Genomic DNA, 24,717 nt, shown 5'->3' on the forward strand with positions numbered 1-24,717 from the left:
TTCCTTAAGCTGGCTCCGCTAGGGTGGATCATGAGATATCACCAGCGGAGTATCCTTTATGTCCCAGCAATTGCCGCAGACACCGTCGGCAGCCATCGATTCTGGCATGCACTCCCTGCAATCCATTGTCCCCTCGTTAGAACTGGTAACCATCACCCATAGTCAACGTGCGGTAGTAGAGCAATTTATCGCGTCGAAATTCCAGCAAGTCCACCATGCACATCTGCACAGTTTCTTGCCTTGGCTTATTGAAATTAACCATCACGGGCAAACTGTCGGTGCCTATGGATTGCGTCCGGGACAAAATCAACCATTATTTTTGGAACAATATCTGCCTGCGGCAATCGAACAATTAGTGGCTGAAGTTGCCAGACGTCCGGTTGTGCGTGACAGCCTGATTGAAATCGGCAACTTGGCCTTAGGAACCAAGGCATTCGGGCCAATGTTGATGGTCACGCTGGCAAAGATGCTGGCCGGTGCTGGTTATGAATGGATGGTATTTACCGCCACTGAACAGGTACAGCACTTGATGCAGCGACTCGGATTTGAACCTTATTGTCTGTGTCCTGCAGATCCTGCCAGATTGGATGGTGACTACAGTATTTGGGGCAGTTATTACCGCAATAACCCGCGAGTCATGATAGGCAATCTACAGCGGGCCTGCGACATCATCAACATAGATCCTCGACTATCAAAAATTGCAGCGACCTACAATCTCCAGACGCTGAGTATTGCCGCTGCAATCCGTCGTAAGTGAGAGATAATATGAATAATATTGTGGAGTTTTTGGGTCAGACCGCACAAGCGTTTCCGACAGTCAATGCGGTCGAAAATGGCCAGCAACACCTCAATTATCAGCAGTTAGCGCAGCGTGTAGAGGCTTTGGGAAACTGGTTGCAACAACAGCAGGTTGCCTGTGTTGCCCTACACGGCGGCAACAGTATCGACTGGGTGATTGTCGATTTGGCCTGCCATGCAGCCAACATAGTCTGTCTGCCATTACCGCTATTTTTTACTCCGCAACAAATCCGTAGTTGTCTTGAACAGGCTGGTGCTGAACTGCTCCTCAGCGAAGAATTGCTGTTGCCTGGCCAGTGCAAACTGGATTTAGACGAGGCATTACCTGGTGTGGTCGCTTGGCCGCTACCGGAACGTTTCCATTGTTGGGAATTGCCCTTCAACAGCACCGAACAGCTCCCGGAAGGCACAAAAAAAATTACCTTCACCTCAGGTTCAACAGGAAGTCCCAAAGGTGTCTGCCTCAGCCGAGATCATCAATGGCGAGTGGCACAGTCGTTGGCTGACGCCATTGCAATTGCGCATCCCAAACATCTTTGTCTGCTGCCACTGAGTACCTTATTGGAGAATATTGCCGGGGTATACAGTCCGCTGTTGTGTGGCGGTACTGTGGTTATCCCAACGGATGCTCAGCGGGGCATGCTAGGTAGCTCCAATCTAGACAGTCCGCGGTTGCTGCAATGTATTGCAGAAGTAAAACCACATTCGATGATTCTGATCCCGCAGCTACTGCGGTTACTGGTAGCCGCCTGTCAGCAAGGGTGGCAAGCACCACCATCACTTAAATTTGTTGCCGTCGGCGGCGGTCGGGTCGATCCACAATTGCTCAACAATGCACGACAGCTGGGACTTCCCGTCTACGAAGGTTATGGATTATCAGAATGTGGTTCTGTGGTGGCACTCAATACCCCTACCACTAGTTACATCGGCGCTGCCGGTAAAATTCTGCCACATTGTCAAGTTCGCATTGAAAAACAGGAAGTTGTGGTCAGTGGTGCCTGTCATCTGGGTTATGCTGGAGACGCTGACAGCTGGTACCCCAATGAAGTTTATACCGGCGACCTCGGTCACTGCGATGCTGACTGGTTATTTATTGATGGTCGTCGCAAGCATCTACTGATCTCCTCATTTGGCCGCAACATCAGCCCTGAATGGGTTGAATCGGTGCTGATGTCGGAACCCTTATTGAATCAATGCGTGGTAGTGGGAGATGACAAACCCTATCTGTGTGCCCTGCTCAGTGCATCGTCAATTGTACAAGATCAACAAGTTGCCGACTGGATAAAAACGGCCAATAGTCAGCTACCGGACTATGCCCAGATCCGCCAATGGCTGAGACTAAATGATAAACAGTTATTACCTTACATGACCGCCAATGGCCGTCTGCAACGAGCACGGCTGTTACAGGCTTTTGAGACACAGATTGACACCCTGTATCAATCCAACCCAATGAGTAACTGAGACGAGGTAGCTTATGGCTTTTTACGACGAATTACAGCTGCAAACCGCTGCCGGACGCCAGTATCTATTAGACACCCCGATTATCAACCACTGCCTAGCCGGGAATGTCACCTTGCCGGAATATGTCGCGTTTTTACAGCAGGCTTATCACCATGTGAAACATACTTCTCCTTTGTTAATGGCTGTGGGTTCACGCTTGCCAGAAAGCAAAGAATGGCTACGTGAAGCCGTTGCCGAATACATTGATGAGGAAAAAGGCCATCAAGAGTGGATATTGAACGATATTGCCGCCTGTGGTTTTAACAAAGAAAAGGCCCGTAACAGTACCCCCAATTTTGCAACCGAATTGATGGTTGCTTACGCTTGGGACATGGTGTGTCGCGTCAATCCGCTGGGATTCTTCGGAATGGTCAATGTGCTTGAAGGCACCAGCATTAATATGGCGTTAATAGCTGCCGACAGGATCCAGAGTACTCTGGGTTTGCCAGAACCAGCATTCAGTTACCTCAAGTCCCATGGTGAGCTGGACAAAAAACACATGCATTTTTTCGAGGGATTAATGAACCGCGTTACCGATCCTGCCGAACAGCAACTGATTATCCATGCCGCCAATAATTTTTATCGGTTGTATGGCAATGTATTTCGCGAACTCGATGCCTCGCAGGCATTGACACTCAGCGACGTTGCGCCTGTCTCCAAAGCCGGCTGAGGTAGATGATGAAGATACATCGCAGACGAGTTGTCATCACCGGTGCCAGCGGTGGCATTGGCAACGCCGTGACAAAAGCGCTGGCGGTTCAAGGACATGAGTTGCTGCTGTGTGGCCGCAATAGCAGCAAACTTAACGTACTCAAAGATGAAATTGAAGGCAATGGCCATCAATTACTGACGGCAGACCTTACTGCAACTGCCGGTCTCAAAGCTCTTTTTAACGCAGCGCAAGCGTTTGAAGCAGATACGCTGATTAACTGTCTTGGTGTTAATCAACTACAACTGCTGGCCGCCAGTAACGCCGCTGACAGTGAACGTATTATCAGTACTAACCTGCTGGCCCCCATGAATATCTGCCGCACCTTGCTACCACTGTTGCAACTGAAACCATCCACCATAGTGAATGTGGGTTCGGTGCTCGGTAGTATCGGCTGTGCCGGTTCAACCCTGTATTGTGCCAGTAAGGCTGGCCTACATGGTTTTACCGAGGCGCTACGCCGTGAGTTAGCAGATACCTCTGTAACGGTATTGTATTTCGCCCCTCGCGCTACAGACACCGAACTGAATAGCCAGGAAATGCAGGATATGAATCAGCAGCTCGGTAATAAAACCGACAGTCCAGAGTGGGTCGCCGAACAGCTGTGTCAGGCACTGGCTCAACGCCGCCAAGGCGATGTGTATCTTGGCTGGCCGGAATCACTCTTTGTACGTATCAACGGATTGTTACCAAGCGTAGTGGACAAGTCGCTACTCAAACAGCTGCCGATTATCAAACGTTTTTGCCAAGGTACCACCTCGGCACCGCAAACCGCAGGAGAACATCATGAAGTATCTTAATCTGTTGTTGGCGACTTGTGTGGTATTCGCCACCAGCGCCCAAGCCAGCGATGCCAGTGACCAAGCGTTACAACAGCTGCAACAGCAGTGGGCTGTCAACAATTACACGTTGAAAGGTGATGCGCAGGAAAAGGCCTTTGATGCACTGCTCAAGCAAGCGGATGACGCGGTAAAAACCCACCCGGAAGATACTGCCATTGTCATCTGGCACGGTATCATTAACTCCACTTATGCTGGCGTTAGCGGCGGACTCGGGGCGCTGAAATATGCCAAGATTGCTAAAGCTGATTTCGAAAAAGCCATTGCCCGTGAGCCCGAGACCTTGCAGGGTTCGGCATACACCAGTCTGGGGGTGCTTTATTTTAAAGTACCAGGTTGGCCCATCGGTTTTGGTGACGATGATAAAGCCGAACAGCTTTTGAAAAAGGCGTTGAGCATTAACCCCAATGGTATTGATGCCAACTACTTCTACGGTGAATTTCTATTAGATGACGACCGCTATGATGAGGCCGAAAAATATCTGCAAAAAGCCCTACAGGCTGCTCCGCGTCCAGGGCGGGAACTGGCAGATAGTGGCCGTAAGCAAGAGATAGCCGCAGCGCTAGATAAATTGAAAAAACAACAGAGTTAATCTCTGTCAACAAACGCAGCCCTAGGCTGCGTTTGTTTTATAGGCGCTGATGCACTCAGGGCATCAGTGGTTCACGGGTAAACTCTGAATGGTCACACTCAGGACAATCAGGGATCACATCCGTAAATTCAATGTCCATTTTGTAGCCGCAATTGGTGCAAGTCAGAGTACCTTGCGTCACGATATCACCACTGTGATACACGCCTTTTTGACTGAATTGCCGAGCTAACTCATGCCATTCCACTTGGCTGCGGTCACTGATCTCGCCCAACCAGTGCCAAAGCGTATTTTCCAAAGTGATCGCCGTAGGGCTGTAACTCAGATCATCTTCGGTCTGAGCAGCGATAAAACTGGCGATGTCCCGCTGCAGAAATTCCTCTACCAACTGCAACTGTTCTTCATCGGCATGGCGCTTTAACGCCAAATATTCCTTACCTTTTTTAATGGTACTGAGCAGGCTTTTGACGGTGAGAGTGTTATCCTGCTGATAGATTTCTTTCACTTTCTGAAACAAATCCCGATACAGCTCCAGCAATTCCTTACTTTTATCACTCATGGCGCTACTCCTTTAAGACGAGTCTTGGTGAATGACTCACTTCTGGTTTATTCTATGCGGATTTAAAATGCGCCGTATAGCGCGTATCTCTCAAATTTATGGGCGGCAATGCCGAAAAACCTGATGCAAGAGCAATACAATCCCTCAGAAATTGAGGCCCGGGTTCAACAGCACTGGGCAGACAACAAAACTTTTGAAGTCACCGAAGATAACAGCAAAGAGAAATTTTACTGTCTCTCTATGTTTCCCTACCCTTCCGGTCGCTTGCACATGGGTCATGTGCGCAACTACACCATAGGTGATGTTGTCTCTCGTTTCCAGCGTCTGCAAGGTAAAAACGTCCTACAGCCCATCGGATGGGACGCCTTCGGTCTACCGGCCGAAAATGCCGCCATCAAGAATAAATCGGCGCCAGCACCTTGGACTTACGCCAATATTAACTACATGAAGAACCAGCTTAAAATGCTGGGATTTGGCTACGACTGGAGCCGTGAAATCGCCACCTGCACACCAGAATACTATCGCTGGGAGCAGTGGTTTTTCACCAAGTTATATGACAAGGGTTTAGTCTACAAAAAGACCTCCTCAGTCAACTGGTGTCCGAACGATCAGACCGTACTGGCCAATGAACAGGTGGTAGACGGTTGCTGCTGGCGCTGCGATACCAAAGTCGAGCAGAAAGAGATCCCACAGTGGTTCATCAAAATCACCGCTTATGCCGAAGAGCTGCTGACCGAAATCGATAACCTGGACGGCTGGCCGGAACAGGTAAAAGCGATGCAGCGTAACTGGATTGGCCGCTCGGAAGGGTTGGAAATGACCTTTCAGGTTGCGGACAGTGACGACAGCTTTGATATTTATACCACCCGTCCCGATACCGTGATGGGGGTCACTTATGTGGCTATCGCTGCCGGTCATCCACTGGCACTGAAGGCGGCCACTAACAATCCAGCACTGGCGGCATTTATTGAAGAATGTAAACAAAGTACCGCGTCTGAAGCGGATTTGGCCACGATGGAGAAAAAAGGTGTCGCAACCGGCCTGTATGCCATCCATCCGCTGACCGGAGATAAAGTGCCGGTATGGGCCGCAAACTTTGTGCTGATGAACTATGGTACGGGTGCAGTAATGTCGGTTCCCGGACATGATCAACGTGATTATGAGTTTGCCACTAAATATGGCTTACCCATCAAAGCCGTGATCAAAGCTGTCGATAGTGAGCCCGATCTGAGCCAAGCCGCATTTACCGATAAAGGCATCCTGTTTAATTCGGGAGAATTTGACGGTTTAACCTCTGAAGCGGCCTTCAACGCTATCGCTGATAAACTGGTAAGCCAAGGCAAAGGCAAACGCCAAGTCAATTTCCGGTTGCGTGACTGGGGTGTTAGCCGGCAGCGCTACTGGGGCACCCCCATTCCTATGGTTACCATGCCAGATGGCAGCGTGATCCCAACCCCCGCCGATCAATTGCCGGTCATTTTGCCGGAAGATGTGGTGATGGATGGTGTACAAAGCCCAATTAAAGCCGATAAAGCTTGGGCGAAAACCACAGTGAACGGCCAGGATGCACTGCGAGAAACCGATACCTTTGATACCTTTATGGAATCCAGCTGGTATTACGCCCGCTATTGCTCACCCAAAGCCAACCAGATGCTGGACACGGATAAAGCCAATTACTGGTTGCCAGTAGATCAGTACATCGGCGGCATTGAACACGCCTGTATGCACTTGCTGTATTTTCGCTTCTTCCACAAGTTGCTGCGGGATGCCGGACTGGTTAGCAGCAATGAGCCCGCTAAACGACTGCTGACCCAAGGCATGGTACTGGCTGATGCCTTCTACTACACCGATGACAAAGGTGCTCGTATTTGGGTTTCGCCGCTGGATGCAGAAGTGCTGGAACGTGACGACAAAGGTCGTATCAGCAAAGCGGTAGACAAAGAAGGCCATGAACTGGTGTATACCGGTATGAGCAAGATGTCCAAGTCAAAAAACAATGGCATCGACCCGCAACTGATGGTGGAAAAATACGGTGCTGATACCGTGCGCTTGTTTATGATGTTTGCCGCACCACCAGAAATGACCCTGGAATGGCAGGAATCTGGTGTTGAAGGTGCGCATCGTTTTATCAAACGGTTGTGGAAACTGGCATCCGATCATATCAACGCCGGAGCGGTAACTACGCTCGATATTGGCAGCCTGAGCGCCGATCAAAAAGCATTGCGCCGCGAACTGCATAAGACTATCGCCAAGGTGACCGATGATATCGGTCGGCGACAGATGTTCAACACCGCCGTCGCCGCGGTGATGGAGTTGATGAACAATTTGCAGAAAGCCCCACAGGACACAGCTCAGGACCGCGCACTGATGGCTGAAGCACTGTCTGCTATGGTGCGGTTGCTGTACCCCATCACCCCACATCTGAGTTTCAGTTTGTGGCAAGCACTGGGTCATGCCGATGATATCGAAACGGCTGCCTGGCCAAAAGTTGATAACGAAGCGCTGGTGGAAGACAGTAAACTGGTAGTAGTGCAGGTTAACGGTAAACTGCGGGCGAAAATCACCGTTGCGGCCGATGCCGAACAGTCGCAAGTTGAAGCGCTGGCGTTGGCTGATGAACAGGTACAGAAACACACTGAAGGGAAAACAGTGCGCAAGGTGATCTATGTGCCGGGTAAACTGTTAAACATCGTAGCTAACTAACATAAGTCATTCAGGCACAGGACATTCATGCTGACACTTACCAAGTATATGCGGCAACTGATGTTCTCGGCACTGGCACTGGTGATGCTCACCAGTGCCGGTTGCGGGTTTCATCTGCAAGGCAGCTACTCTATTCCGCCACAACTGAGAACACTCAGTTTGATAACCCCAGACCAGTACAGCGAATTGAGCCGTCTGGTGCAGGATCGTCTGCGGCTGCACAATATCAGCGTCAAACCAGTCAGTGCCAAGTTGCCACGGCTGACCTTGATGAAGGATTCACTGGAGCGTTCAACACTGTCTATCTACCCCACAGGTAACGTGGCAGAGTATGAATTGATCTACCGAGTGTTTTTCAGCATCGCCATGCCCGATAAAGAAGCGCAGAGCTTTACTGCCGAGGTGCGCCGCGACTACCTAGATGACCCACGTACTGCACTCGCCAAAAGCCGTGAAATGGATCTGCTGGTAAAAGAAATGCGCGTTCAGGCCGCTGATTATATTATCCAGACACTGGCTGCCACCGAGGTGAAATAATGCGGGTGTATCCAGATCAGCTTGCCCGGCAGCTGACAGTGCTCAAGCCCTGTTATCTGCTGTTTGGCGATGACCCGTGGCTGCTGGATACCACCAAATCTCAATTACTAGCAGCCGCCCGCGCTCAGGGTTTTGCTGAGCGAGTGCAATTAGAACAGGAAACAAACTTTAACTGGCAGGATCTGTCTAACGAATGGCATGCCATGAGTCTGTTTGCCAGCCGCCGGATTATCGAATTGCAGTTGCCGCAGGCCAAGCCAGGAAGCGATGGCAGCGCCATGTTGCAAGCGCTGCTGGAACAGCCTAATCCCGATACGGTGTTTCTGCTCACCGGCCCCAAACTGGCACAGGAGCAACAACACAGTAAGTGGTTTAAGTTACTAGATAGTAAAGGCATTTTCGTTCCATGCACCACGCCAGAAGGGCCACAATTTTTGCGCTGGTTAGATAGCCAAATCCAACATTACCAGTTGCAGTTACAGCCCGATGCCAAGGCGATGCTTGCTAGCCTTTATGAAGGCAACTTGTTGGCGGCGGATCAGGCACTGCAGTTATTGCAGTTGTTGGCCAACCAACGTCCGGTGAATGCCGCTGAATTGGCTCACTATTTTGAAGATCAATCGCGATTCAGTGTATTTCAGCTCTCCGATGCCTTGCTGGCAAATCAGCAGGATAAAGCGCAGCACATGCTGGTACAGTTAAAAGCTGAAGATACTGCGCTGCCGATCGTCCACTGGGCACTACAGAAAGAGCTAACACAGTTATGGCAGCTGCAGTCCGCGCTTAATGTCGGACACAACCTCAATCAGCTGTTTGGGCAATACCGGATCTGGGATAAACGCAAACCTTTATACCAACAGGCGTTGAAACGCCTATCACTGGAAGCCATAGAACGTATGCTTAGCGTCAGCTCCCAACTGGAACTGGCACTTAAGCAACAAGGGCGTGAGGATTGGATCGGCATCAGCCACCTGTGTCTGATGTTTGATGCTGAGGCTCACCGGCAGTTACAGCAATTCGAGTTAAACTGATGCGAATAGGGATTATGGGCGGTACATTCGATCCAGTGCATTATGGTCACCTGCGGCCAGCGGCTGAAGTATTGCAGCAGCTCCAGCTCGATCAGCTGTGGCTGATGCCGAACAATATTCCGCCGCACAAACAGCAGGCCAGCGCCAGCGCCGCCCAACGCCTTAAAATGCTGCAATTAGCAATGCGGCCTTTTCCACAGTTTTCCATTAATGCTGTTGAATTGGAACGCGCCACCTTGTCCTACAGTGTTACGACACTGCAACACCTGCGACAACAACACCCTAACGACATGTTTTATTTCATCATGGGCACAGATTCGCTGGTGTCGTTAACCAGTTGGCAGCGCTGGCAAGAGCTGTTCAACTTATGCCATCTGGTAGTCTGTTACCGCGATGGCTGGCAACTGCAAACTGACAATCCGCTCTACAGCGAATGGCAGCAGCGACACATCAGTCCCGAGCAGCATTTGGCGCAGCTACATCTTGGGCTCGGCCACAACAGTGGTGACATCATCATGGTGGATGTTGCACCGCAACCCTACTCCTCAACGGCGTTGCGTAAGGCCGTTGCCACAGAGAACTGGCAATTATGTCGGGAAGCCGTTCCCACCGAAGTACTGGATTACATCTTAGCGCAACAGCTTTACCGCAACTGAGGCTGATTCTGCCAACGGTTTAGGTATATACTACGGCGTTTGAACATCTATCACCCCATGAGGAATAACAGCTTGCAGAGTGCGGAGTTGAAACAATTCGTTATTGATAAAGTCGAAGACATCAAAGCCAAAGATATTGTGGTGCTTGATGTACAGCAAAAATCCAATATTACCGATTATATGGTGATATGTACTGGTACCTCCAATACCCATATCAGCGCGATTGCCCAGCATGTGATCAGTGAAGCCAAACAGGCTGGCATGCTGCCATTAGGGGTTGAAGGCCGCGATGGCAGCGAGTGGGTATTGGTCGATTTAGGCGATGTGATACTGCACGTTATGCTGGAACAGGCTCGCGAACATTACCAACTGGAAAAACTCTGGACTGAAGTGTAGCGCGGATGAAGTTACAACTCATTGCTGTCGGTACCAAAATGCCCGACTGGGTCAGTAAAGGGTTTGCTGAATACCAGCGCCGCTTCCCCCGGGATATGGCATTGGAGTTGCTGGAGATCCCGGCTGGGAAACGGGGTAAAAATGCCGACATTGCCCGCATTCTGCAAAAAGAAGGCGAAGCGATGCTGGCAGCCGTAGCCAAAGGGAATCACATTGTTTCGCTGGATCTGCCGGGAAAGAACTGGACCACACCTGAACTGGCCGAAAACCTAGCGAAATGGCAACTTGATGGCCGTGATGTCAGCCTGTTGGTAGGCGGTCCTGAAGGATTGGCACCAGCATGCAAGCAGGCGGCAACACAAAGCTGGTGTCTGTCGGCACTGACCTTACCACACCCGCTGGTGCGGGTAGTGGTGGCAGAAAGCCTGTACCGCGCCTGGAGCATTAATAACAACCATCCCTATCATCGGGAATAACCGCCGTCGGAGATCCGCGAGTGCAGCAACGAAAGCGAATTACCATGCACGATCATGCCGCCGAGGCCGCCTTATTCAGGCGCCGTGCAATGTTCACTTTCATCTGTGTGGTGATTTTGCTGCTGACCCTAGTAGGGAATCTTTATCATCTGCAGATCACCTCTTACAAAGACTACGCCACTCGCTCCAACGATAACCGTATCCGGGTAGTGCCACTGCCCCCTAGTCGCGGCTTAATCTACGATCGCAACGGAAAATTACTGGCAGAAAACCAGCCGTTTTACTCTTTGGAAGTGATCCCGGAAAAAGTCAAAGACATGGGCACCATGCTGAATGAACTGAATAAAGTCATTCCACTGTCAGATGACGAACGGCAAAATTTTACCGAAGCGCTGAAATTTCATCGCCGCTTTAAACCGTTAACACTGAAAAGCCATTTAACTGAACAGGAATTAGCCGCCTTTAGTGTTAACCAATACCGTTTTGACGGCGTGTCGATAGAGGCCGGGCTAAACCGTTACTATCCGTATGGTGAACTGCTGACCCATGTGCTGGGTTATGTCGGTCGTATCAACAACCGCGACCAAAAGGCATTAGAACTTTCTGGAGACTGGCCGGATTATGCAGCGACCAACGACATCGGCAAACAAGGCGTCGAAAAATTCTATGAAAGCTTGCTGCATGGGAAACCCGGTCATCTGGAAGAGGAAGTCAACAACTTAGGTCGCCACATCCGTACCTTGAAAGTCGAGGCTCCGGAACCCGGTCAGGATATCTACCTCACTATAGACCTAGCATTACAGCAAAAAGCGATGGAGCTGCTCGCCGGACGACGGGGTTCCATTGTGGCTATCGATCCACGCGATGGCGGGATCTTGGCAATGGCCTCCAGCCCCAGCTACGATCCTAACCAGTTTGTCCACGGCATCAGTGCCAAAGCCTACAGCGACCTACTGAACTCCCGTTCACGACCATTAATTAATCGGGCCACCCAAGGGCAATATGCCCCCGCTTCAACCGTTAAACCATTTCTGGCGTTGATGGGGTTGGAAGACGGCATTGTCAACGAAAAAACCCGGGTATGGGATCCCGGTTTTTGGCAGATCCCTGGGGTAGAACGTAAATACCGCGACTGGAAACGTTGGGGTCATGGCTGGGTTGATGTCTATGGCGCCATTATTAACTCCTGTGACACCTATTTTTACGATTTAGCCTACAAGAGTGGTGTCGATAGGATTTCCAGCTTTATGGATCAGTTCGGTTTTGGAGAAAACACCGGGGTCGATATCTATGAAGAATCGCCCGGAAATATGCCATCTCGCGACTGGAAGCGATTGCGCTATAACCAGCCGTGGTATATCGGCGATACCATTTCCGTCGGGATTGGTCAGGGTTACTGGACTACCACACCATTACAACTGGCAACAGCAGTCACAATTCTGGCGAACAAAGGTCGGCGCTTGCCGCCACACCTGCTGAAATCCATCAAAGACAGTACCTCAATGATCGATTCCCCCGTGGAGGAACGCGCGCCACTGGAGCTGAAGAACCCCCATCATTGGGAAGTGATTGCCGACGCCATGCGCCAAACAGCCCTTAAAAGTCGCTTCAGCGATGCCAGTTATAGCGCGGCCATGAAAACTGGTACGGGGCAGGTGTTCAGTGTGGCAGAAGACGCCAAATATGATGCGGATACCATTGATGAACACTTACGAGATAATGCCTTGATTGTGGCCTATGCGCCTTTTGAAAATCCAAAAATCGTCCTGACGGTAATTCTTGAAAACGCTGGTTGGGGTGGTCAGAATGCCGGCCCAGTTGCTAGGGCAATGATGGATGAATATCTGTTGCGAGATAAATGGGAGTTAACGCATGCACAGCCATGAACCTAATTTCTGGCAGCGGCTACATCTGGATTTGCCGCTATTGCTTGGCTTGCTGGCGCTGATGTGCTTTGGCCTGTTCGTAATCTATTCTGCTAGCGGAGAAGACCCTGGCATGCTGGAACGCCAGATGGTGCGCATGGTACTTTCACTCGGCTTAATGTTTGTGTTGGCACAGATCAACCCTGAGGTCTATCGCCGTTGGGCCCTGCCTATCTATCTCTCCGGCGTAGTGTTTCTAGTAGCGGTCCACTTTTTTGGTGAAATTAACAAAGGTGCCCAGCGTTGGCTGAATCTGGGGTTCATGGAGTTTCAGCCATCAGAATTAATGAAACTAGCGTTTCCTATCACCATGGCCTGGTACATCAGTAAATTTCCGCTGCCCCCCAAAAAACGCTATCTAGCAGGAGCCGCGGTGTTACTGGCCGTACCCACATTGTTGATTGCCAAGCAACCGGATCTGGGCACCTCCATTCTGGTGGCCGCTTCTGGGGTGTTTGTGCTGTTTTTGTCAGGCATGAGTTGGGCCATAGTTGGCGGCGTTGTTGCCGGGGTACTGGCGTTTCTGCCAGTGTTGTGGTTTTTTTTGATGCACGACTATCAGCGTAACCGCGTGCTGACATTGCTTAATCCAGAAGCTGACCCACTCGGCACGGGTTATCATATTATCCAGTCGAAGATTGCTATTGGCTCTGGCGGGCTCTGGGGGAAAGGTTGGCTGGACGGCACCCAATCACAGCTGGAATTTCTGCCTGAGCGACATACCGATTTTATCTTTGCTGTTATCGGTGAAGAGTTTGGTCTCATCGGTAGTCTATTTCTGCTAGCGCTATATCTGTATGTGATTGGTCGTGGACTGGTGATAGCGTCACGCGCTCAAACCAGTTTTGCACGTTTGTTGGCAGGTTCTATTACCCTCACCTTCTTCGTTTATGTGTTCGTCAATATCGGCATGGTGTCCGGTATCCTGCCAGTGGTTGGGGTTCCTTTACCTTTAATCAGTTATGGCGGCACCTCTATGCTGACATTGCTGGCGGGTTTTGGCATTCTAATGAGCATTCATACTCACCGACGCTTTATCGACAGATAGGAACACCTACTTCATGCCGAGATCAAAACAGTTGCTCGCGCTGCTACTGATGGCAATAGCCCCCGTTGCTACCGCCGCTTCCGCGCCCTCTTATGAGCAACTGCAACAACAATTTATTGAACAACAGCAGCAACAGGGATTTACTGCCCAAGAAGTGAAACAGTTTCTGGCAAGTGCCCACAAAAATCAGCAGGTACTAGACGCAATAGCCACGCCATGGGAGGCCAAGCCTTGGTACCAGTATTATCCACTGTTTCTGACGGACAAACGATTACAGGCTGGGTTAGATTTCTGGCAACAGCATCAAGCAGCCATTAGCCGCGCTGCCAAGCAGTATCAGGTTGACCCCGAGATCATCGTTGCCATTATTGGCATAGAAACCTTTTATGGGCAGTTTCTTGGCAACTATCCGGTGATAGACGCGCTTTATACACTGGGATTTTATTATCCGCCCCGTGCGGATTTCTTCCGTCGCGAACTTGGCAAACTGATGGTGTTGCTGCGGCAAGAAAAACTGGATGGCAACCATCTTAACAGTTCCTATGCGGGTGCGATGGGCTTTGGGCAGTTTATTCCGTCCAGCTACCTAGCCTATGCGGTAGATTTTGATAACGATGGAAAACGCGATCTGGTTGGTAGTGCCGATGATGCTATTGGTAGCGTGGCCAACTACTTCCATCAGCACGGCTGGCAAGCAGGGCGTGCAGTAGCGTTACCATTAAAGGTAACAGGCAAGCCTACAGCACATATCTGGCAACCACAGGATAAACTGACACAAACTGCCGCCGATATTCTGGCACCCAATGTTGCCTTGGCACAATCAATGGATTTGGATATCTCGCAACCGGCAATGCTAATTGAGTTGCAACAGGCTGAGGCCAATGAATACTGGTTGGGGTTGAAAAATTTTTACGTGATCACCCGTTATAATCGCAGTCCGCTGTATGCCATGGCGGTATATCAGTTCAGCCAACAGTTGAGACAACATCATGCCACGCATTAATTGGTTGCTTCCTTTATGTGTTCTGCTGTTACTGGGCGGTTGCGCCAGCGAGCCCGCAAATCGTAACGATGGCCGTTACAGCATGAAACACGACCGACCACCAGAGAATCCACCAGACTTGTCACAGGTCAAAGACGCCACGCCGCGTTATGAACCTTATAGCAAACAAGGCAATAAAGACTACGAAGTATTGGGCCAATCCTATGCGGTACTGCCCTCCGGTAAAGGCTTTGTTCAAGAAGGGCTGGCCTCTTGGTATGCCTCAAAATTTCATGGCCATAACACCTCCAATGGTGAAACTTATGACATGTATTCCATGTCTGGTGCCCATAAAACGCTGCCAATTCCAAGTTACGTGCGAGTCACCAATCTGGATAACAACAAGAGCGTGATTGTGCGTATCAATGATCGAGGACCGTTTCATTCCAATCGGATAATCGATGTGTCCTATGCCGCAGCTTATAAACTGGATATGCTGAAGAGTGGCACCGCACCCGTGCGTCTGGAAGTCATCTATAATGACAGTCCAGAACATCAGGCGGTTGCGGCCATTAATAGTGACAATGCGGTGTATTACATCCAGATTGTTGCAGCGAGCTCCAAAGAGAAACTCCAGTCGCTTGCCTCCGTTCTGGAACAGAAATTCAACTTGCAAAGTCGCGTTACCACCGCCGAAAATCTGTATCGCTTACAGTTAGGGCCAATGGCTAACGAAGATCTGGCCAACCGCATGCTGGACACTATTCGCAATGGCGGATATCCCCAGAGCTATCTGGTACGCGATGCAAGTGCAAAGGGTGGTTGATATTTGAGCGGTTCTCATAAGATTAAGGAACCTTCACTGATATCGCTGGTCGACAAATGATATACTGGCTGTCTTTAGGCAGTTTCACTCCAACCAAAAAAACGTATCCAGTCAATGATGAATTTCGCAAAAAAAACCGCAACAGCACTGTTCATGTTCACTGGCGTTGTCTGTGCAGGCGCGCTGGCTGACCCGGTCTCTCCAACGCCGATCCCCAATAATCCTTCGCCAGCGTTAACCGCGCCCAGGCCGATGGTGATCCCTGATGCGCCTGAAGTCGCAGCAAAAGCTTACGTTTTGATGGATTACAACTCCGGTCAGGTGATTGCAGAAAATAACGCCCATGAGCAACTCGATCCAGCCAGCCTCACCAAAATGATGACCAGTTATGTCATTGGGCAGGAAATAAAACGCGGCAATATATCGCCCGATGATGAAGTCACCATCTCTCAAAATGCCTGGTCAAAAAACTTCCCAGACTCGTCCAAGATGTTCATTGAAGTGGGCAAACAGGTCAAAGTCTCCGATCTGAACCGCGGCATTATTATTCAGTCAGGCAATGATGCTTGTGTAGCAATGGCGGAACATATTGCCGGGACTGAAGGTGCCTTTGTGGATCTGATGAACAGCTGGGCCAAACAGTTGGGCATGAAAGACAGCCACTTTGAAAATGCCCATGGCTTACATGGTGAAAACCATAAAAGTACCGCATACGATTTAGCATTGTTAGGTGCAGCACTGATCCGTGACGTGCCCAATGAGTATAAGATTTATGATGAAAAATCTTTTACTTACAATGGAATAAAACAATATAACCGCAATGGTCTGTTATGGGATAACAGCCTTAATGTGGATGGCATCAAAACTGGTCATACCTCAGAAGCCGGTTATAACCTGGTAGCCTCTGCCACCAAAGACGGTATGCGACTGATTTCCGTAGTGTTGGGTACCAAGAGCGAATCTGCCCGTAAAGCAGAAAGCAAGAAGCTACTAGAATTCGGTTTCCGTTTCTTTGAAACCGTGACCCCCTATAAAGCAGGCGACAGCTTTGTTACCCAGCAGATCTGGTATGGTGATAAGCCAACCGTTAGTCTGGGCGTGGTCACTGACACTCCCATCACCATCGCCCGTGGTCAAGCTAAAAACCTCAAGGCCAATTTCGAGCTAACTAAAGAGTTGGTTGCCCCAATAGCCAAGGGCGAAACTGTGGGTCGCCTGTATTTCCAATTAAATGGTAAAGACATCGCGCAATATCCGCTGGTATCGCTAGAGGAAGTCAAAGAAGGCAACTGGTTCAGCAAGCTGATCGACTACTTCAAACAGATGTTTTCCGGATGGTTTAACTAAGTGAAAAAGGCCGCCTCTTGGCGGCTTTTTTAATGCCTAAATTGTCCCGGATATCAGCAACGGCTAAGCCGATGCTGGTTTGCATTTCCTGTCTGATGGATTTTTGCTATACTCCGCGGCCGCCTTTGTCTGGCAGTATCAAAAGGCAATTGGGCCCCACAGCTTGAACACAGGAAGCGTAACATGAAATTTGAATCTTACAGTTTTGCCCCCGAGATCATTCGCGCCGTAAGCGAATGTGGTTATGAGGACATGACCCCGATTCAAAAGTTGGCAATCCCACCTATCCGTCGCGGTCAGGATGTGTTGGCCAGCGCCCAAACGGGTACCGGAAAAACCGCGGCGTTCGTGTTACCGCTGTTGCAGCGGATTATTGATAATCCCACAGCATTGCAGCCGGGTGTCGTTCGTATCTTAATTTTGGCACCTACTCGCGAGCTGGTGGCACAAGTCGCCGATAATGCCAAGGCATATAGTCGCTATCTTGATGCCCGAGTTGTGTCACTATTTGGTGGTGTAAAAACCACCGGACAAGCCAATAAATTGAGACAAGGGGCGGAGCTGGTCGTGGCAACGCCCGGTCGCTTGCTGGAACACCTGCAAGCTGGCAATATCAATCTATCGCAGGTTGAAGTGCTGGTACTGGATGAAGCCGACCGGATGTTAGACATGGGCTTTATCAAAGACATCCAGAAAATCCTGCAGGCCACCAATAAAGAGCGGCAAACGCTGATGTTTTCAGCAACGTTTTCTGGTGGCGTGAAACAGCTTGCCGAACAGATCCTGCGGCGGCCGAAAGTGCTGGCGGCCGATCGCCAGAACACCACCGCCGCCACTGTCAGCCAGGTGGTCTACCCAGTAGAACAACGCCGGAAGCGAGAGTTATTGGCGGAGCTTATCGGCCGTAAAAATTGGCATCAGGTGCTGGTCTTCTCGGCTACCCGTGAAGATGCCGATCAACTGGCCGATGAACTGAATCAAGATGGTATCCCAACGGCTGCTGTACACAGTGAAAAAGCGCACGGCAAACGCCGTCGCTCACTCAAAGAGTTCACCGAAGGTAAAATTCGGGTGCTGGTATCGACTGAAGTCGCCGCTCGTGGCCTAGATATTCCTGACCTCGATTATGTAGTGAATTATGACATGCCGTTTCTGGCCGAGGATTATGTTCATCGCATAGGTCGTACTGGACGGGCAGGAAAAACCGGTGTGGCAATCTCCTTTGTCAGTCGCGAAGAGGAACGCATTCTGGCCGACATTGAAAAGTTGATCGGCCAACGCCTGAAACGCATCATGATGCCGGGTTATGAAGTGAGTAATCGTGATGTGTTACTCAAGCAATTGCAGCGCCGGCGTTTTGGTAAACATAAGCCGGACGCCAGCAGTGCCACGGAGCAAGTTGCAGCAGAAAAATCGATGTCAGGCCGCCGCGTAAAAGTCAAAGTGGGTGGCAATCAACAGCAGAAAAAACTGAAATAAACCTCGGCCAGTTTGCTGGCGCGCTTAGGACTCAAAACGAATAGCGCGCCAGATCATACCTTCCCGCTGCAACAACAGCACACGAGTCCCAGCTTCAAATGCAATATTTTCTTCCTGAGGCTCTACCAGCACGTAATGAATATGGTGTTGATCATCATGGACTAACGCTTCGGCTGGATTGCCCTTAATCGCTTTACCCAAAGTCATAATCCCTATATTCCCGCACAGATTATCAGTCTCCTCTTCCGCCCCCGCTTGCCAGTTAAGCTGTCGTCCTAGGAGATGACAAACCACGGCGGTAAGCGCAAATGCCAGCCATACGGAAATTTCCTGCGGCAACAGCGTATCTGCCGATAACCATAACAACAGATTTATCAGAAAGCCGCCGATGGCAAACGAAACCAGCGCGAAAATAAACCAAAGTAAGACGGGCAGACGGTTAAGACCCAACCATGAGGCAAGGGACGGCGCTTCGGTAAATTCCGTGGCCGGTCGCTGTAACGCTGGCGGTTCATCCATCAACACCCCTAGGCTACCACCGGCAATCCGCGCCATTATCTCAACAACAGCTAACATCACTACCACAGTTGCAGCAACAACATATGGCAGGTTGTCATTGGCCAGAATGAAGTCCAGCACTTTGCTCCTCCTTGAGGCAATCCGCCTCCTGCAGATGTCTCTATCCTTAATCCATTCAACTGACACTCTAAAATTTTAGACCTGGACGCATCAGCCCGCCAGCGACTCTATAAGAGATGATATAACGGTTGCAGTTGAGGACTCACGCTTGTCCCGCTAGCATGATAACAATATCCGTGTTTATCAGGTCAAGCCATGCGCCGCAAATCTGTTACCGCCTATCAGCAACTCAGCGACCATTTCCAGAAAATTTCCCATTTTGAACATTTTGCCGCCTTGGGCGACTGGGATCAGGCCACGATGATGCCGTCTGCCGGCAGTGACCACCGCGCCGCGGCTATGGCAGAACTGGCGCGCCATATTCATGAGCTGAAAAATGCCCCGGAGCTAACTGATTGGTTTGCTGAAGCGCAACAACAACTGACACAGCTCTCCAAAGCACAACAGGCAAATCTGCGGGAAATGTTGTGGCAATGGCATCAAGCCAATTGTGTACCCGCAGAGATAGTGCAAGCCAAGACAGCTGCGGCTTATCGCTGTGAACATCAATGGCGCCAACAGCGACCAGCGAATGACTGGCAGGGTTTCAAGCACAATCTTCAGCCATTGCTGGCGTTGGTTAAAGAAGAAGCACAGAGTCGTGCCGCCGCTAGCAATATCACGCCCTATGATGCGTTGCTGGCGCGCTTTGAACCCGGAATGACCGCCGCCAGGCTGACGCAGATCTTTGACCACCTCAGCCAATGGTTACCGACACTCATTCAGCAAATCTGCGAGCGTCAACCCGCCCTTAAACCCGTGGACACCAACATCCGCTATCCGCTGTCACGACAGCAGGATTTGGGCAGAGAAGTGATGCAGTTTTTGGGATTTGATTTTCAACAGGGACGATTGGATATCAGCGCCCACCCGTTCTGCGGCGGTGTTCCAGGAGATGTGCGTCTCACCACCCGTTATGATGAACACAGTTTTTTACCGGCGCTATTGGGCATTATCCATGAAACAGGACATGCCAGTTATGAGCAGGGGCTCCCCGTCGCTTGGCGCGGCCAACCCGCAGGACTGGCGCGCTCTATGGGGATCCATGAAAGCCAGAGCCTGTTTTTTGAAATGCAGTTGGCGGGCAGTGCCGCGTTTATCAAGCGGCTATACCCGATGCTGAAGCGCCACCTTTCCTGTCGAGATTCGGCAGCGGAACTGCATCAACAGATCCTGCAGGTACAACCAGGATATATTCGGGTTGATGCCGATGAAGTCACTTATCCCTGCCATATCATGTTGCGCTTTGCGGCTGAGCAGGCGCTGCTCAATGGTAGCCTCGACTTGGCTGACCTTCCGGATTTCTGGGATCAGCAAATGCAGCAGTATCTTGGCATCAGTACCAAGAACAACTACCGTGATGGCTGTATGCAGGATATTCACTGGGCAGTGGGCGAATTCGGGTATTTCCCAAGCTACACACTCGGCGCCATGTATGCTGCCCAGTTTCGCTTTGCCCTAGAAAAGCAACTCGGTTCGCTGGATGTGTTGCTAGAAAATGACCGATTACCCGAGGTACTTAGCTGGTTACAGCAACATATCTGGCAGCAAGGCTCTTTGCTGGACACTGACACCTTGGTACAGCAAGCGACCGGTGAGCCGCTCAATCCTGACTATCTGCACCGCCATCTGCGCCAGCGTTATCTGAGTTAACCCAACGGCAGAAACTGGTATACTGACGACACTCGTTTCTCAGGTGATGAACCATGCTTATTCGTGCCATCAAAACCGGCGACTGGCCGGCAATTGCGACAGTACAGCAACAGAGTTACCACGATATTGAACCAGAACCATTAGCGGTGCTGCAAAACAAGTGGCAACTATCACCAGATAGTTGCTTCGTGATGGAACTGCATGACCAAGTTCAGGGATACTGCCTTGCACACCCTTGGCTTGAAGGAAATCCACCAGCGCTCTACAGCATGCTTGAACCCTGTTTAGCAGCCAACACCTTGTATCTGCATGATATAGCGGTCAGTCCAGAGGCTCGCGGTCATGGTTTTGCCACGCAGGCATTTCGCCGTCTGGTACAGTTTGCACTGCAACAACAACTGCCAACGTTATCTTTGGTGGCGGTGCAGGGTGCGGCGGATTACTGGCAGATGCTGGGTTTTCGTCCCCGCACCATCGAGAAATCCCTCGCCAGTTATACCGATGATGCCTGCTATATGCTCTATTCTTTGTCGCGGAACGCCTGAATGCAACCAACCCTTATCACCATCGGCCTGCTATGCCTGAGCAATATTTTTATGACCTTTGCTTGGTATGGTCATTTGCGAACCCTAGGCACAAAACCTTGGATAATTGCCGCACTGGTCAGTTGGGGCATAGCGCTGTTTGAATATTTGCTGCAAGTACCAGCTAACCGCATTGGCTACACCGTCATGAATGTCGGCCAACTGAAGATCCTGCAGGAAGTGATCACGTTGAGTATCTTCGTCCCCTTTTCCGTATGGTTTTTGCGGGAACCGCTGAAACTGGATTATCTCTGGGCCGGGCTATGTCTGCTCGGCGCGGTATACTTTATTTTTCGCAGTAAATTCTGACCGTTACAGGAGTCCTTATGGCCAGATTGGTAAGCTACGAATTTCGTGGCCAGCAGAAAACCGTCAATTTCGCCTTTGATCAATATCACGATATATTTGAAGCAGCAGCTGCCGCTGAAGGCGTTGATATCAGTGCATTTCTGAGAATGGAGCAACAAGTGGCTATGACCGCCAAAGGTGGCGGGGCACTGAAAAGTTTTCGACTGCACGAGTTTGCCCGTATGGGCTTTACCAATGTAAAGCTATTGAAAACAGATGACTGAATGACAGTAGCACACACACCTGATTATCAATTGGCCAATCTCCCGCGGGCTAGCATCGGCAGACGACTGGGGGCAACCGCCTACGATTTGCTGTTGGCAATAGCGGTATATATCTTGGCGGGTATTATTGGTTTTGCATTGTTTGCCTTGTGCCAAAAGGCTGGCTTAATCATTATCCCTACTGGAACACTGCTGGCAGACAGTCTGCGCCAAAATGTGCTTTACCACGGTTTGTATCAATGTTGGCTATGGTTTGCAGTAGTAGCTTTTTATAGCTATTTCTGGAGCCGGGCCGGTCAAACCCTAGGGATGCAGGCATGGCGGCTAAGAGTGCAGCATTTCAATGGACAAAACCTCAGTCTTATCACTGCCATCGCCAGATTCTGCTGGTCATTACTTGGGGTTGGCAATCTGTGGTTGCTGTTCAGCAAACAAAAGTTAGCGTTACAAGATCAAATGACGCACTCAGAAATGGTGGTTTTGCCAACACATCGCCATAAAAGCTAACGCCCCGCACGCAGGGCGCTTGGTTACTTGCGCATGTAGTAAATGGCGGCACCGGTGAACAGCAGACTGGGCATAATCGCGCCCACCACTGCGGGCATATTGTAGACAATACTCATCGGCCCGAAAATCTCATTACTAATATGGAACACAAACCCAGCAACCACACCCAGCAGCACCCGCGCCCCCATGGTGACATTACGTAACGGCCCGAATACAAATGATAACGCCACCAACATCATCACAGCGACTGTCACCGGTTGCATCAATTTATGCCACAATGCCAGTTCATAGCGGCTGGCATCCTGGTTATTCCCTTTCAGATAATCCATATATCCAGCTAACCCTTTGATTGGCAGTGAATCTGGATCAACTGATACCACACTGAGCTTGTCAGGCGTCAGGCTGGAAGGCCAACGATCTTCCGTCAGATTGTTAACCACCACCTGCTCATTCTTGATGCTGGTACGGCGCACATCCTGCAGCCGCCAGTAGTCATGGGAATAAAACGCGTCGGCCGCATGCACCACGCTCTGCAGTCGTTGGTTGTCATCAAATTCGTACAAGGTGACATTGCTGAGATGTTCAATGGTTTCTATCTGTCCGATATTCACGAATAGATTGCCATCTCTGGCCCAGATCCCACGGTGTGACTTAATCAGATTACCACCGGAAATTTTAGTGGCTTTTAATTCACTGGCTTTCATCTGCGCCACTGGCGCGCCCCATTCCCCAAGCGCCATCACCAATAACATTAGCGGTATGGCGGTTTTCATTACGGACAGGGTAATCTGTAACCGCGACAATCCCGATGCCTGCATGACCACCAGTTCTGAGTTAGACGCCAGCATGCCCATGCCGATAAGCGCACCTAACAGCACCGCCATCGGGAAAAAGGTTTCAATATCTCGGGGAACCAGATACAGCACATAGACGGCAGCATCCATCATGCTATAAGTGCCTTTTCCGACCAAACGCAGTTGATCAACCCATTTGATGATGCCGGACAACCCGGTCAGGATAAGCAGGCATAGTGCAGAAGAACTCAGCAGCGCACGGGCAATATACCAGTCGAGGATTTTCATCATACTACCGCCCTCCGCCGTCGAAATAGTCCGGCAATACGCGTTCCCAAGGGACGCTCCTTGCTCAACAACAAAATGCCCAACAGTAGTGCTGAACCGTGGATCCACCACATCCCCAATGACAGCGGAATGACATTATCTTGCAGCGCCTTGCGCCCGGCGACCAGCAAGCCGAAATAACCTAGATAAAGCAGCACCGCTGGGAATAATTTCCCAAATTTTCCCTGGCGCACGTTGACTCGCGCTAGTGGTACGGCAATCAGCGTCATCAACGGAATGGCAATAGGAATCGCCAGACGCCACTGCAACTCAGCAACCGCAGTACTGTTATCCTGCTTCAGCAATTCGTCAGTAGACAATGCTGACATGCGCCGGTCAGTTTCATCGATTTCCTGTTCTTTAATCTGTGTTTGGTAGCTACCAAATTCAATCACCTGCACATCTTTGCGATTCGCGGATCCTTGATAACGAACACCATTATCAAGTTTCAAACTTTCAGCACCACTGGCGTCTTCTGTTACCCGGCCGCTTTTTGCCACTACTAGGTTTGCCTGCCCAGACTCCTTACCAGCTTCCGGCATTTGCGCCACAAAGACCTTCTCCAGTTCATTGTCTTTGCTGATCTTTTCCACAAAAATAACCGCTCGCCCGTTGGGGCTGGTTTGGAACCGCCCCTGCACCAGCGCCGCCAGTCCGGCTTCTGACTTGGCTTTTTCCAGTACCAACCGCTGCTGCTCTTCGGCCCAGGGTTTGCCATACATGGATAACCAAAAAGTGAACAGGCAGTTCACCAGTGCCAGCAACAAGGTAACTCGCGTGACATACCATTCACTGATACCCACGCCATGCAGCACCACCATTTCATTTTCGGCATACATACGCCCATGAGCCAACAGTATTCCGAGGAACAGACTCAGTGGCAAAATTAATACAACCAGACCAGGCAGGTTAAGCCCAATCAGAGTCATTACTAGCGAAGAGGGAAATTCACCGTCAGAAGCCCCCGCCAGAATGCGGACAAATTGTTGGCTGACAAAAATAGCCAGCAGCACAGTCAGTACTGCAACTTGTGTTTTGAGCACTTCACGGATTAAGTATCTGAATACAATCACAGGCTGGGTCCTGTATCTAAACTTATCTTTTTGCTGATATCAGAGTATCTTTTATGTAGACTGTCCACTTTTGACAGTTATCTGTCCAAACTGGCGATGCCGATACTGATTAAGGTCACCCATCGCTAC

26 protein-coding genes are annotated in these 24,717 nt (G+C 50.3%); 22 read left to right on the top strand and 4 right to left on the bottom strand.

What is annotated here, in order from left to right; translation table 11 throughout:
• Positions 1–58 precede the first annotated feature (58 nt).
• Genes J3L11_RS02560 through J3L11_RS02580 form a run of 5 tightly spaced genes read left to right on the top strand, consistent with a single transcriptional unit; the run spans position 59 to position 4,438 of the window.
• A complete protein-coding gene (locus tag J3L11_RS02560) occupies positions 59–757 on the top strand; it encodes a thermostable hemolysin (protein WP_189618089.1) in 699 nt (232 codons plus the stop codon).
• Between the two features lie 8 nt (positions 758–765).
• Positions 766–2,259, top strand: a complete 1,494-nt coding sequence (locus J3L11_RS02565) for an AMP-binding protein (RefSeq protein ID WP_207569905.1) — start codon at positions 766–768, stop codon at positions 2,257–2,259.
• 13 nt (positions 2,260–2,272) lie between these two features.
• Positions 2,273–2,968, top strand: coding sequence for an iron-containing redox enzyme family protein (locus tag J3L11_RS02570; RefSeq protein ID WP_207569906.1), 696 nt, complete (start codon positions 2,273–2,275; stop codon positions 2,966–2,968).
• Positions 2,969–2,973: 5 nt separating this feature from the next.
• A complete protein-coding gene (locus J3L11_RS02575) occupies positions 2,974–3,807 on the top strand; it encodes an SDR family oxidoreductase (protein WP_207569907.1) in 834 nt (277 codons plus the stop codon).
• Positions 3,794–4,438: a tetratricopeptide repeat protein gene (locus J3L11_RS02580; protein ID WP_207569908.1), complete on the top strand. Its 645-nt coding sequence runs from the start codon at positions 3,794–3,796 to the stop codon at positions 4,436–4,438. The genes J3L11_RS02575 and J3L11_RS02580 overlap by 14 nt, the downstream gene beginning before the upstream one ends.
• A 55-nt stretch (positions 4,439–4,493) precedes the next feature.
• Here the strand turns inward: J3L11_RS02580 and J3L11_RS02585 are convergent, their stop codons facing one another.
• Positions 4,494–4,994, bottom strand: a complete 501-nt coding sequence (locus J3L11_RS02585) for a zinc ribbon-containing protein (RefSeq protein ID WP_133039552.1) — start codon at positions 4,992–4,994, stop codon at positions 4,494–4,496.
• Positions 4,995–5,117: 123 nt separating this feature from the next.
• Here J3L11_RS02585 and leuS point away from each other — a divergent pair, with 123 nt between their 5' ends.
• From leuS to J3L11_RS02645, 12 genes are all read left to right on the top strand, one after another.
• Positions 5,118–7,697 (top strand): leucine--tRNA ligase, encoded by a 2,580-nt coding sequence (gene leuS / locus J3L11_RS02590; RefSeq protein WP_207569909.1) that lies wholly within the window; start codon positions 5,118–5,120, stop codon positions 7,695–7,697.
• Between the two features lie 27 nt (positions 7,698–7,724).
• Positions 7,725–8,234, top strand: a complete 510-nt coding sequence (gene lptE / locus J3L11_RS02595) for an LPS assembly lipoprotein LptE (RefSeq protein ID WP_242695051.1) — start codon at positions 7,725–7,727, stop codon at positions 8,232–8,234.
• Positions 8,234–9,265: a DNA polymerase III subunit delta gene (holA, locus tag J3L11_RS02600; RefSeq protein ID WP_207569910.1), complete on the top strand. Its 1,032-nt coding sequence runs from the start codon at positions 8,234–8,236 to the stop codon at positions 9,263–9,265. The genes lptE and holA overlap by 1 nt, the downstream gene beginning before the upstream one ends.
• Positions 9,265–9,921, top strand: a complete 657-nt coding sequence (gene nadD / locus J3L11_RS02605; RefSeq protein WP_207569911.1) for a nicotinate-nucleotide adenylyltransferase — start codon at positions 9,265–9,267, stop codon at positions 9,919–9,921. The genes holA and nadD overlap by 1 nt, the downstream gene beginning before the upstream one ends.
• Before the next feature lie 72 nt (positions 9,922–9,993).
• Positions 9,994–10,317 (top strand): ribosome silencing factor, encoded by a 324-nt coding sequence (gene rsfS / locus J3L11_RS02610; RefSeq protein WP_133039556.1) that lies wholly within the window; start codon positions 9,994–9,996, stop codon positions 10,315–10,317.
• A 5-nt stretch (positions 10,318–10,322) separates the two neighbouring features.
• Positions 10,323–10,793, top strand: a complete 471-nt coding sequence (gene rlmH / locus J3L11_RS02615) for a 23S rRNA (pseudouridine(1915)-N(3))-methyltransferase RlmH (RefSeq protein WP_207569912.1) — start codon at positions 10,323–10,325, stop codon at positions 10,791–10,793.
• A 20-nt stretch (positions 10,794–10,813) separates the two neighbouring features.
• Positions 10,814–12,679, top strand: coding sequence for a penicillin-binding protein 2 (mrdA, locus tag J3L11_RS02620; RefSeq protein WP_133039558.1), 1,866 nt, complete (start codon positions 10,814–10,816; stop codon positions 12,677–12,679).
• Entirely contained in the window at positions 12,666–13,766 is a 1,101-nt protein-coding gene (gene rodA / locus J3L11_RS02625) for a rod shape-determining protein RodA (protein WP_133039559.1), read from the top strand. The genes mrdA and rodA overlap by 14 nt, the downstream gene beginning before the upstream one ends.
• Positions 13,767–13,815: 49 nt before the next feature.
• Positions 13,816–14,769, top strand: a complete 954-nt coding sequence (mltB, locus tag J3L11_RS02630; RefSeq protein ID WP_229800040.1) for a lytic murein transglycosylase B — start codon at positions 13,816–13,818, stop codon at positions 14,767–14,769.
• Positions 14,756–15,574, top strand: coding sequence for a septal ring lytic transglycosylase RlpA family protein (locus J3L11_RS02635; RefSeq protein ID WP_207569913.1), 819 nt, complete (start codon positions 14,756–14,758; stop codon positions 15,572–15,574). Before mltB ends, J3L11_RS02635 begins: the two co-directional genes overlap by 14 nt.
• A 114-nt stretch (positions 15,575–15,688) precedes the next feature.
• Positions 15,689–16,921, top strand: coding sequence for a serine hydrolase (locus J3L11_RS02640; RefSeq protein ID WP_229800027.1), 1,233 nt, complete (start codon positions 15,689–15,691; stop codon positions 16,919–16,921).
• Between the two features lie 183 nt (positions 16,922–17,104).
• A complete protein-coding gene (locus tag J3L11_RS02645) occupies positions 17,105–18,400 on the top strand; it encodes a DEAD/DEAH box helicase (RefSeq protein ID WP_189618078.1) in 1,296 nt (431 codons plus the stop codon).
• Positions 18,401–18,424: 24 nt separating this feature from the next.
• Here the strand turns inward: J3L11_RS02645 and J3L11_RS02650 are convergent, their stop codons facing one another.
• A complete protein-coding gene (locus J3L11_RS02650; RefSeq protein ID WP_207569914.1) occupies positions 18,425–19,039 on the bottom strand; it encodes an OB-fold-containig protein in 615 nt (204 codons plus the stop codon).
• Positions 19,040–19,234: 195 nt separating this feature from the next.
• On the opposite strand from J3L11_RS02650, the gene J3L11_RS02655 reads away from it, so the two are divergent.
• The 5 genes from J3L11_RS02655 to J3L11_RS02675 are packed head-to-tail and all read left to right on the top strand — an operon-like array spanning position 19,235 to position 22,394.
• A complete protein-coding gene (locus J3L11_RS02655; protein WP_207569915.1) occupies positions 19,235–20,731 on the top strand; it encodes a carboxypeptidase M32 in 1,497 nt (498 codons plus the stop codon).
• A 53-nt stretch (positions 20,732–20,784) separates the two neighbouring features.
• Positions 20,785–21,276 carry a GNAT family N-acetyltransferase gene (locus J3L11_RS02660; RefSeq protein ID WP_207569916.1) on the top strand — a complete coding sequence of 164 codons (492 nt, stop codon included), beginning with the start codon at positions 20,785–20,787 and terminating at the stop codon, positions 21,274–21,276.
• Entirely contained in the window at positions 21,277–21,624 is a 348-nt protein-coding gene (locus tag J3L11_RS02665) for a DMT family protein (protein ID WP_133039566.1), read from the top strand.
• Positions 21,625–21,641: 17 nt separating this feature from the next.
• The gene (locus J3L11_RS02670) at positions 21,642–21,887 is read left to right on the top strand and encodes a DUF2960 domain-containing protein (RefSeq protein WP_189618074.1); all 246 of its coding nucleotides are present in this window, start codon (positions 21,642–21,644) and stop codon (positions 21,885–21,887) included.
• Entirely contained in the window at positions 21,888–22,394 is a 507-nt protein-coding gene (locus tag J3L11_RS02675; RefSeq protein ID WP_207569917.1) for an RDD family protein, read from the top strand.
• A gap of 23 nt (positions 22,395–22,417) precedes the next feature.
• Here the strand turns inward: J3L11_RS02675 and lptG are convergent, their stop codons facing one another.
• Positions 22,418–23,476 carry an LPS export ABC transporter permease LptG gene (lptG, locus tag J3L11_RS02680; protein ID WP_189618118.1) on the bottom strand — a complete coding sequence of 353 codons (1,059 nt, stop codon included), beginning with the start codon at positions 23,474–23,476 and terminating at the stop codon, positions 22,418–22,420.
• Positions 23,476–24,588, bottom strand: coding sequence for an LPS export ABC transporter permease LptF (lptF, locus tag J3L11_RS02685; RefSeq protein ID WP_207569918.1), 1,113 nt, complete (start codon positions 24,586–24,588; stop codon positions 23,476–23,478). The genes lptG and lptF overlap by 1 nt, the downstream gene beginning before the upstream one ends.
• Positions 24,589–24,717 lie beyond the last annotated feature (129 nt).

Source organism: Shewanella sp. 4t3-1-2LB (genome assembly GCF_017368415.1).
Lineage (GTDB): Bacteria > Pseudomonadota > Gammaproteobacteria > Enterobacterales > Shewanellaceae > Shewanella > Shewanella fodinae.

Excerpts from the sequence above, each read along its gene's own strand:
- J3L11_RS02580 (WP_207569908.1), top strand. The coding sequence starts at position 3,794 with ATGAAGTATCTTAATCTGTTGTTGGCGACTTGTGTGGTATTCGCCACC.
- holA (WP_207569910.1), top strand. The coding sequence starts at position 8,234 with ATGCGGGTGTATCCAGATCAGCTTGCCCGGCAGCTGACAGTGCTCAAG.
- J3L11_RS02565 (WP_207569905.1), top strand. The coding sequence starts at position 766 with ATGAATAATATTGTGGAGTTTTTGGGTCAGACCGCACAAGCGTTTCCG.
- J3L11_RS02660 (WP_207569916.1), top strand. The coding sequence starts at position 20,785 with ATGCTTATTCGTGCCATCAAAACCGGCGACTGGCCGGCAATTGCGACA.
- J3L11_RS02670 (WP_189618074.1), top strand. The coding sequence starts at position 21,642 with ATGGCCAGATTGGTAAGCTACGAATTTCGTGGCCAGCAGAAAACCGTC.
- J3L11_RS02675 (WP_207569917.1), top strand. The coding sequence starts at position 21,888 with ATGACAGTAGCACACACACCTGATTATCAATTGGCCAATCTCCCGCGG.
- lptG (WP_189618118.1), bottom strand. The coding sequence starts at position 23,476 with ATGAAAATCCTCGACTGGTATATTGCCCGTGCGCTGCTGAGTTCTTCT.
- J3L11_RS02635 (WP_207569913.1), top strand. The coding sequence starts at position 14,756 with ATGCCACGCATTAATTGGTTGCTTCCTTTATGTGTTCTGCTGTTACTG.
- J3L11_RS02570 (WP_207569906.1), top strand. The coding sequence starts at position 2,273 with ATGGCTTTTTACGACGAATTACAGCTGCAAACCGCTGCCGGACGCCAG.
- mltB (WP_229800040.1), top strand. The coding sequence starts at position 13,816 with ATGGCAATAGCCCCCGTTGCTACCGCCGCTTCCGCGCCCTCTTATGAG.
- leuS (WP_207569909.1), top strand. The coding sequence starts at position 5,118 with ATGCAAGAGCAATACAATCCCTCAGAAATTGAGGCCCGGGTTCAACAG.
- J3L11_RS02655 (WP_207569915.1), top strand. The coding sequence starts at position 19,235 with ATGCGCCGCAAATCTGTTACCGCCTATCAGCAACTCAGCGACCATTTC.
- rodA (WP_133039559.1), top strand. The coding sequence starts at position 12,666 with ATGCACAGCCATGAACCTAATTTCTGGCAGCGGCTACATCTGGATTTG.
- J3L11_RS02645 (WP_189618078.1), top strand. The coding sequence starts at position 17,105 with ATGAAATTTGAATCTTACAGTTTTGCCCCCGAGATCATTCGCGCCGTA.
- J3L11_RS02665 (WP_133039566.1), top strand. The coding sequence starts at position 21,277 with ATGCAACCAACCCTTATCACCATCGGCCTGCTATGCCTGAGCAATATT.
- J3L11_RS02560 (WP_189618089.1), top strand. The coding sequence starts at position 59 with ATGTCCCAGCAATTGCCGCAGACACCGTCGGCAGCCATCGATTCTGGC.
- J3L11_RS02575 (WP_207569907.1), top strand. The coding sequence starts at position 2,974 with ATGATGAAGATACATCGCAGACGAGTTGTCATCACCGGTGCCAGCGGT.
- nadD (WP_207569911.1), top strand. The coding sequence starts at position 9,265 with ATGCGAATAGGGATTATGGGCGGTACATTCGATCCAGTGCATTATGGT.
- rlmH (WP_207569912.1), top strand. The coding sequence starts at position 10,323 with ATGAAGTTACAACTCATTGCTGTCGGTACCAAAATGCCCGACTGGGTC.
- J3L11_RS02640 (WP_229800027.1), top strand. The coding sequence starts at position 15,689 with ATGATGAATTTCGCAAAAAAAACCGCAACAGCACTGTTCATGTTCACT.
- lptE (WP_242695051.1), top strand. The coding sequence starts at position 7,725 with ATGCTGACACTTACCAAGTATATGCGGCAACTGATGTTCTCGGCACTG.
- J3L11_RS02585 (WP_133039552.1), bottom strand. The coding sequence starts at position 4,994 with ATGAGTGATAAAAGTAAGGAATTGCTGGAGCTGTATCGGGATTTGTTT.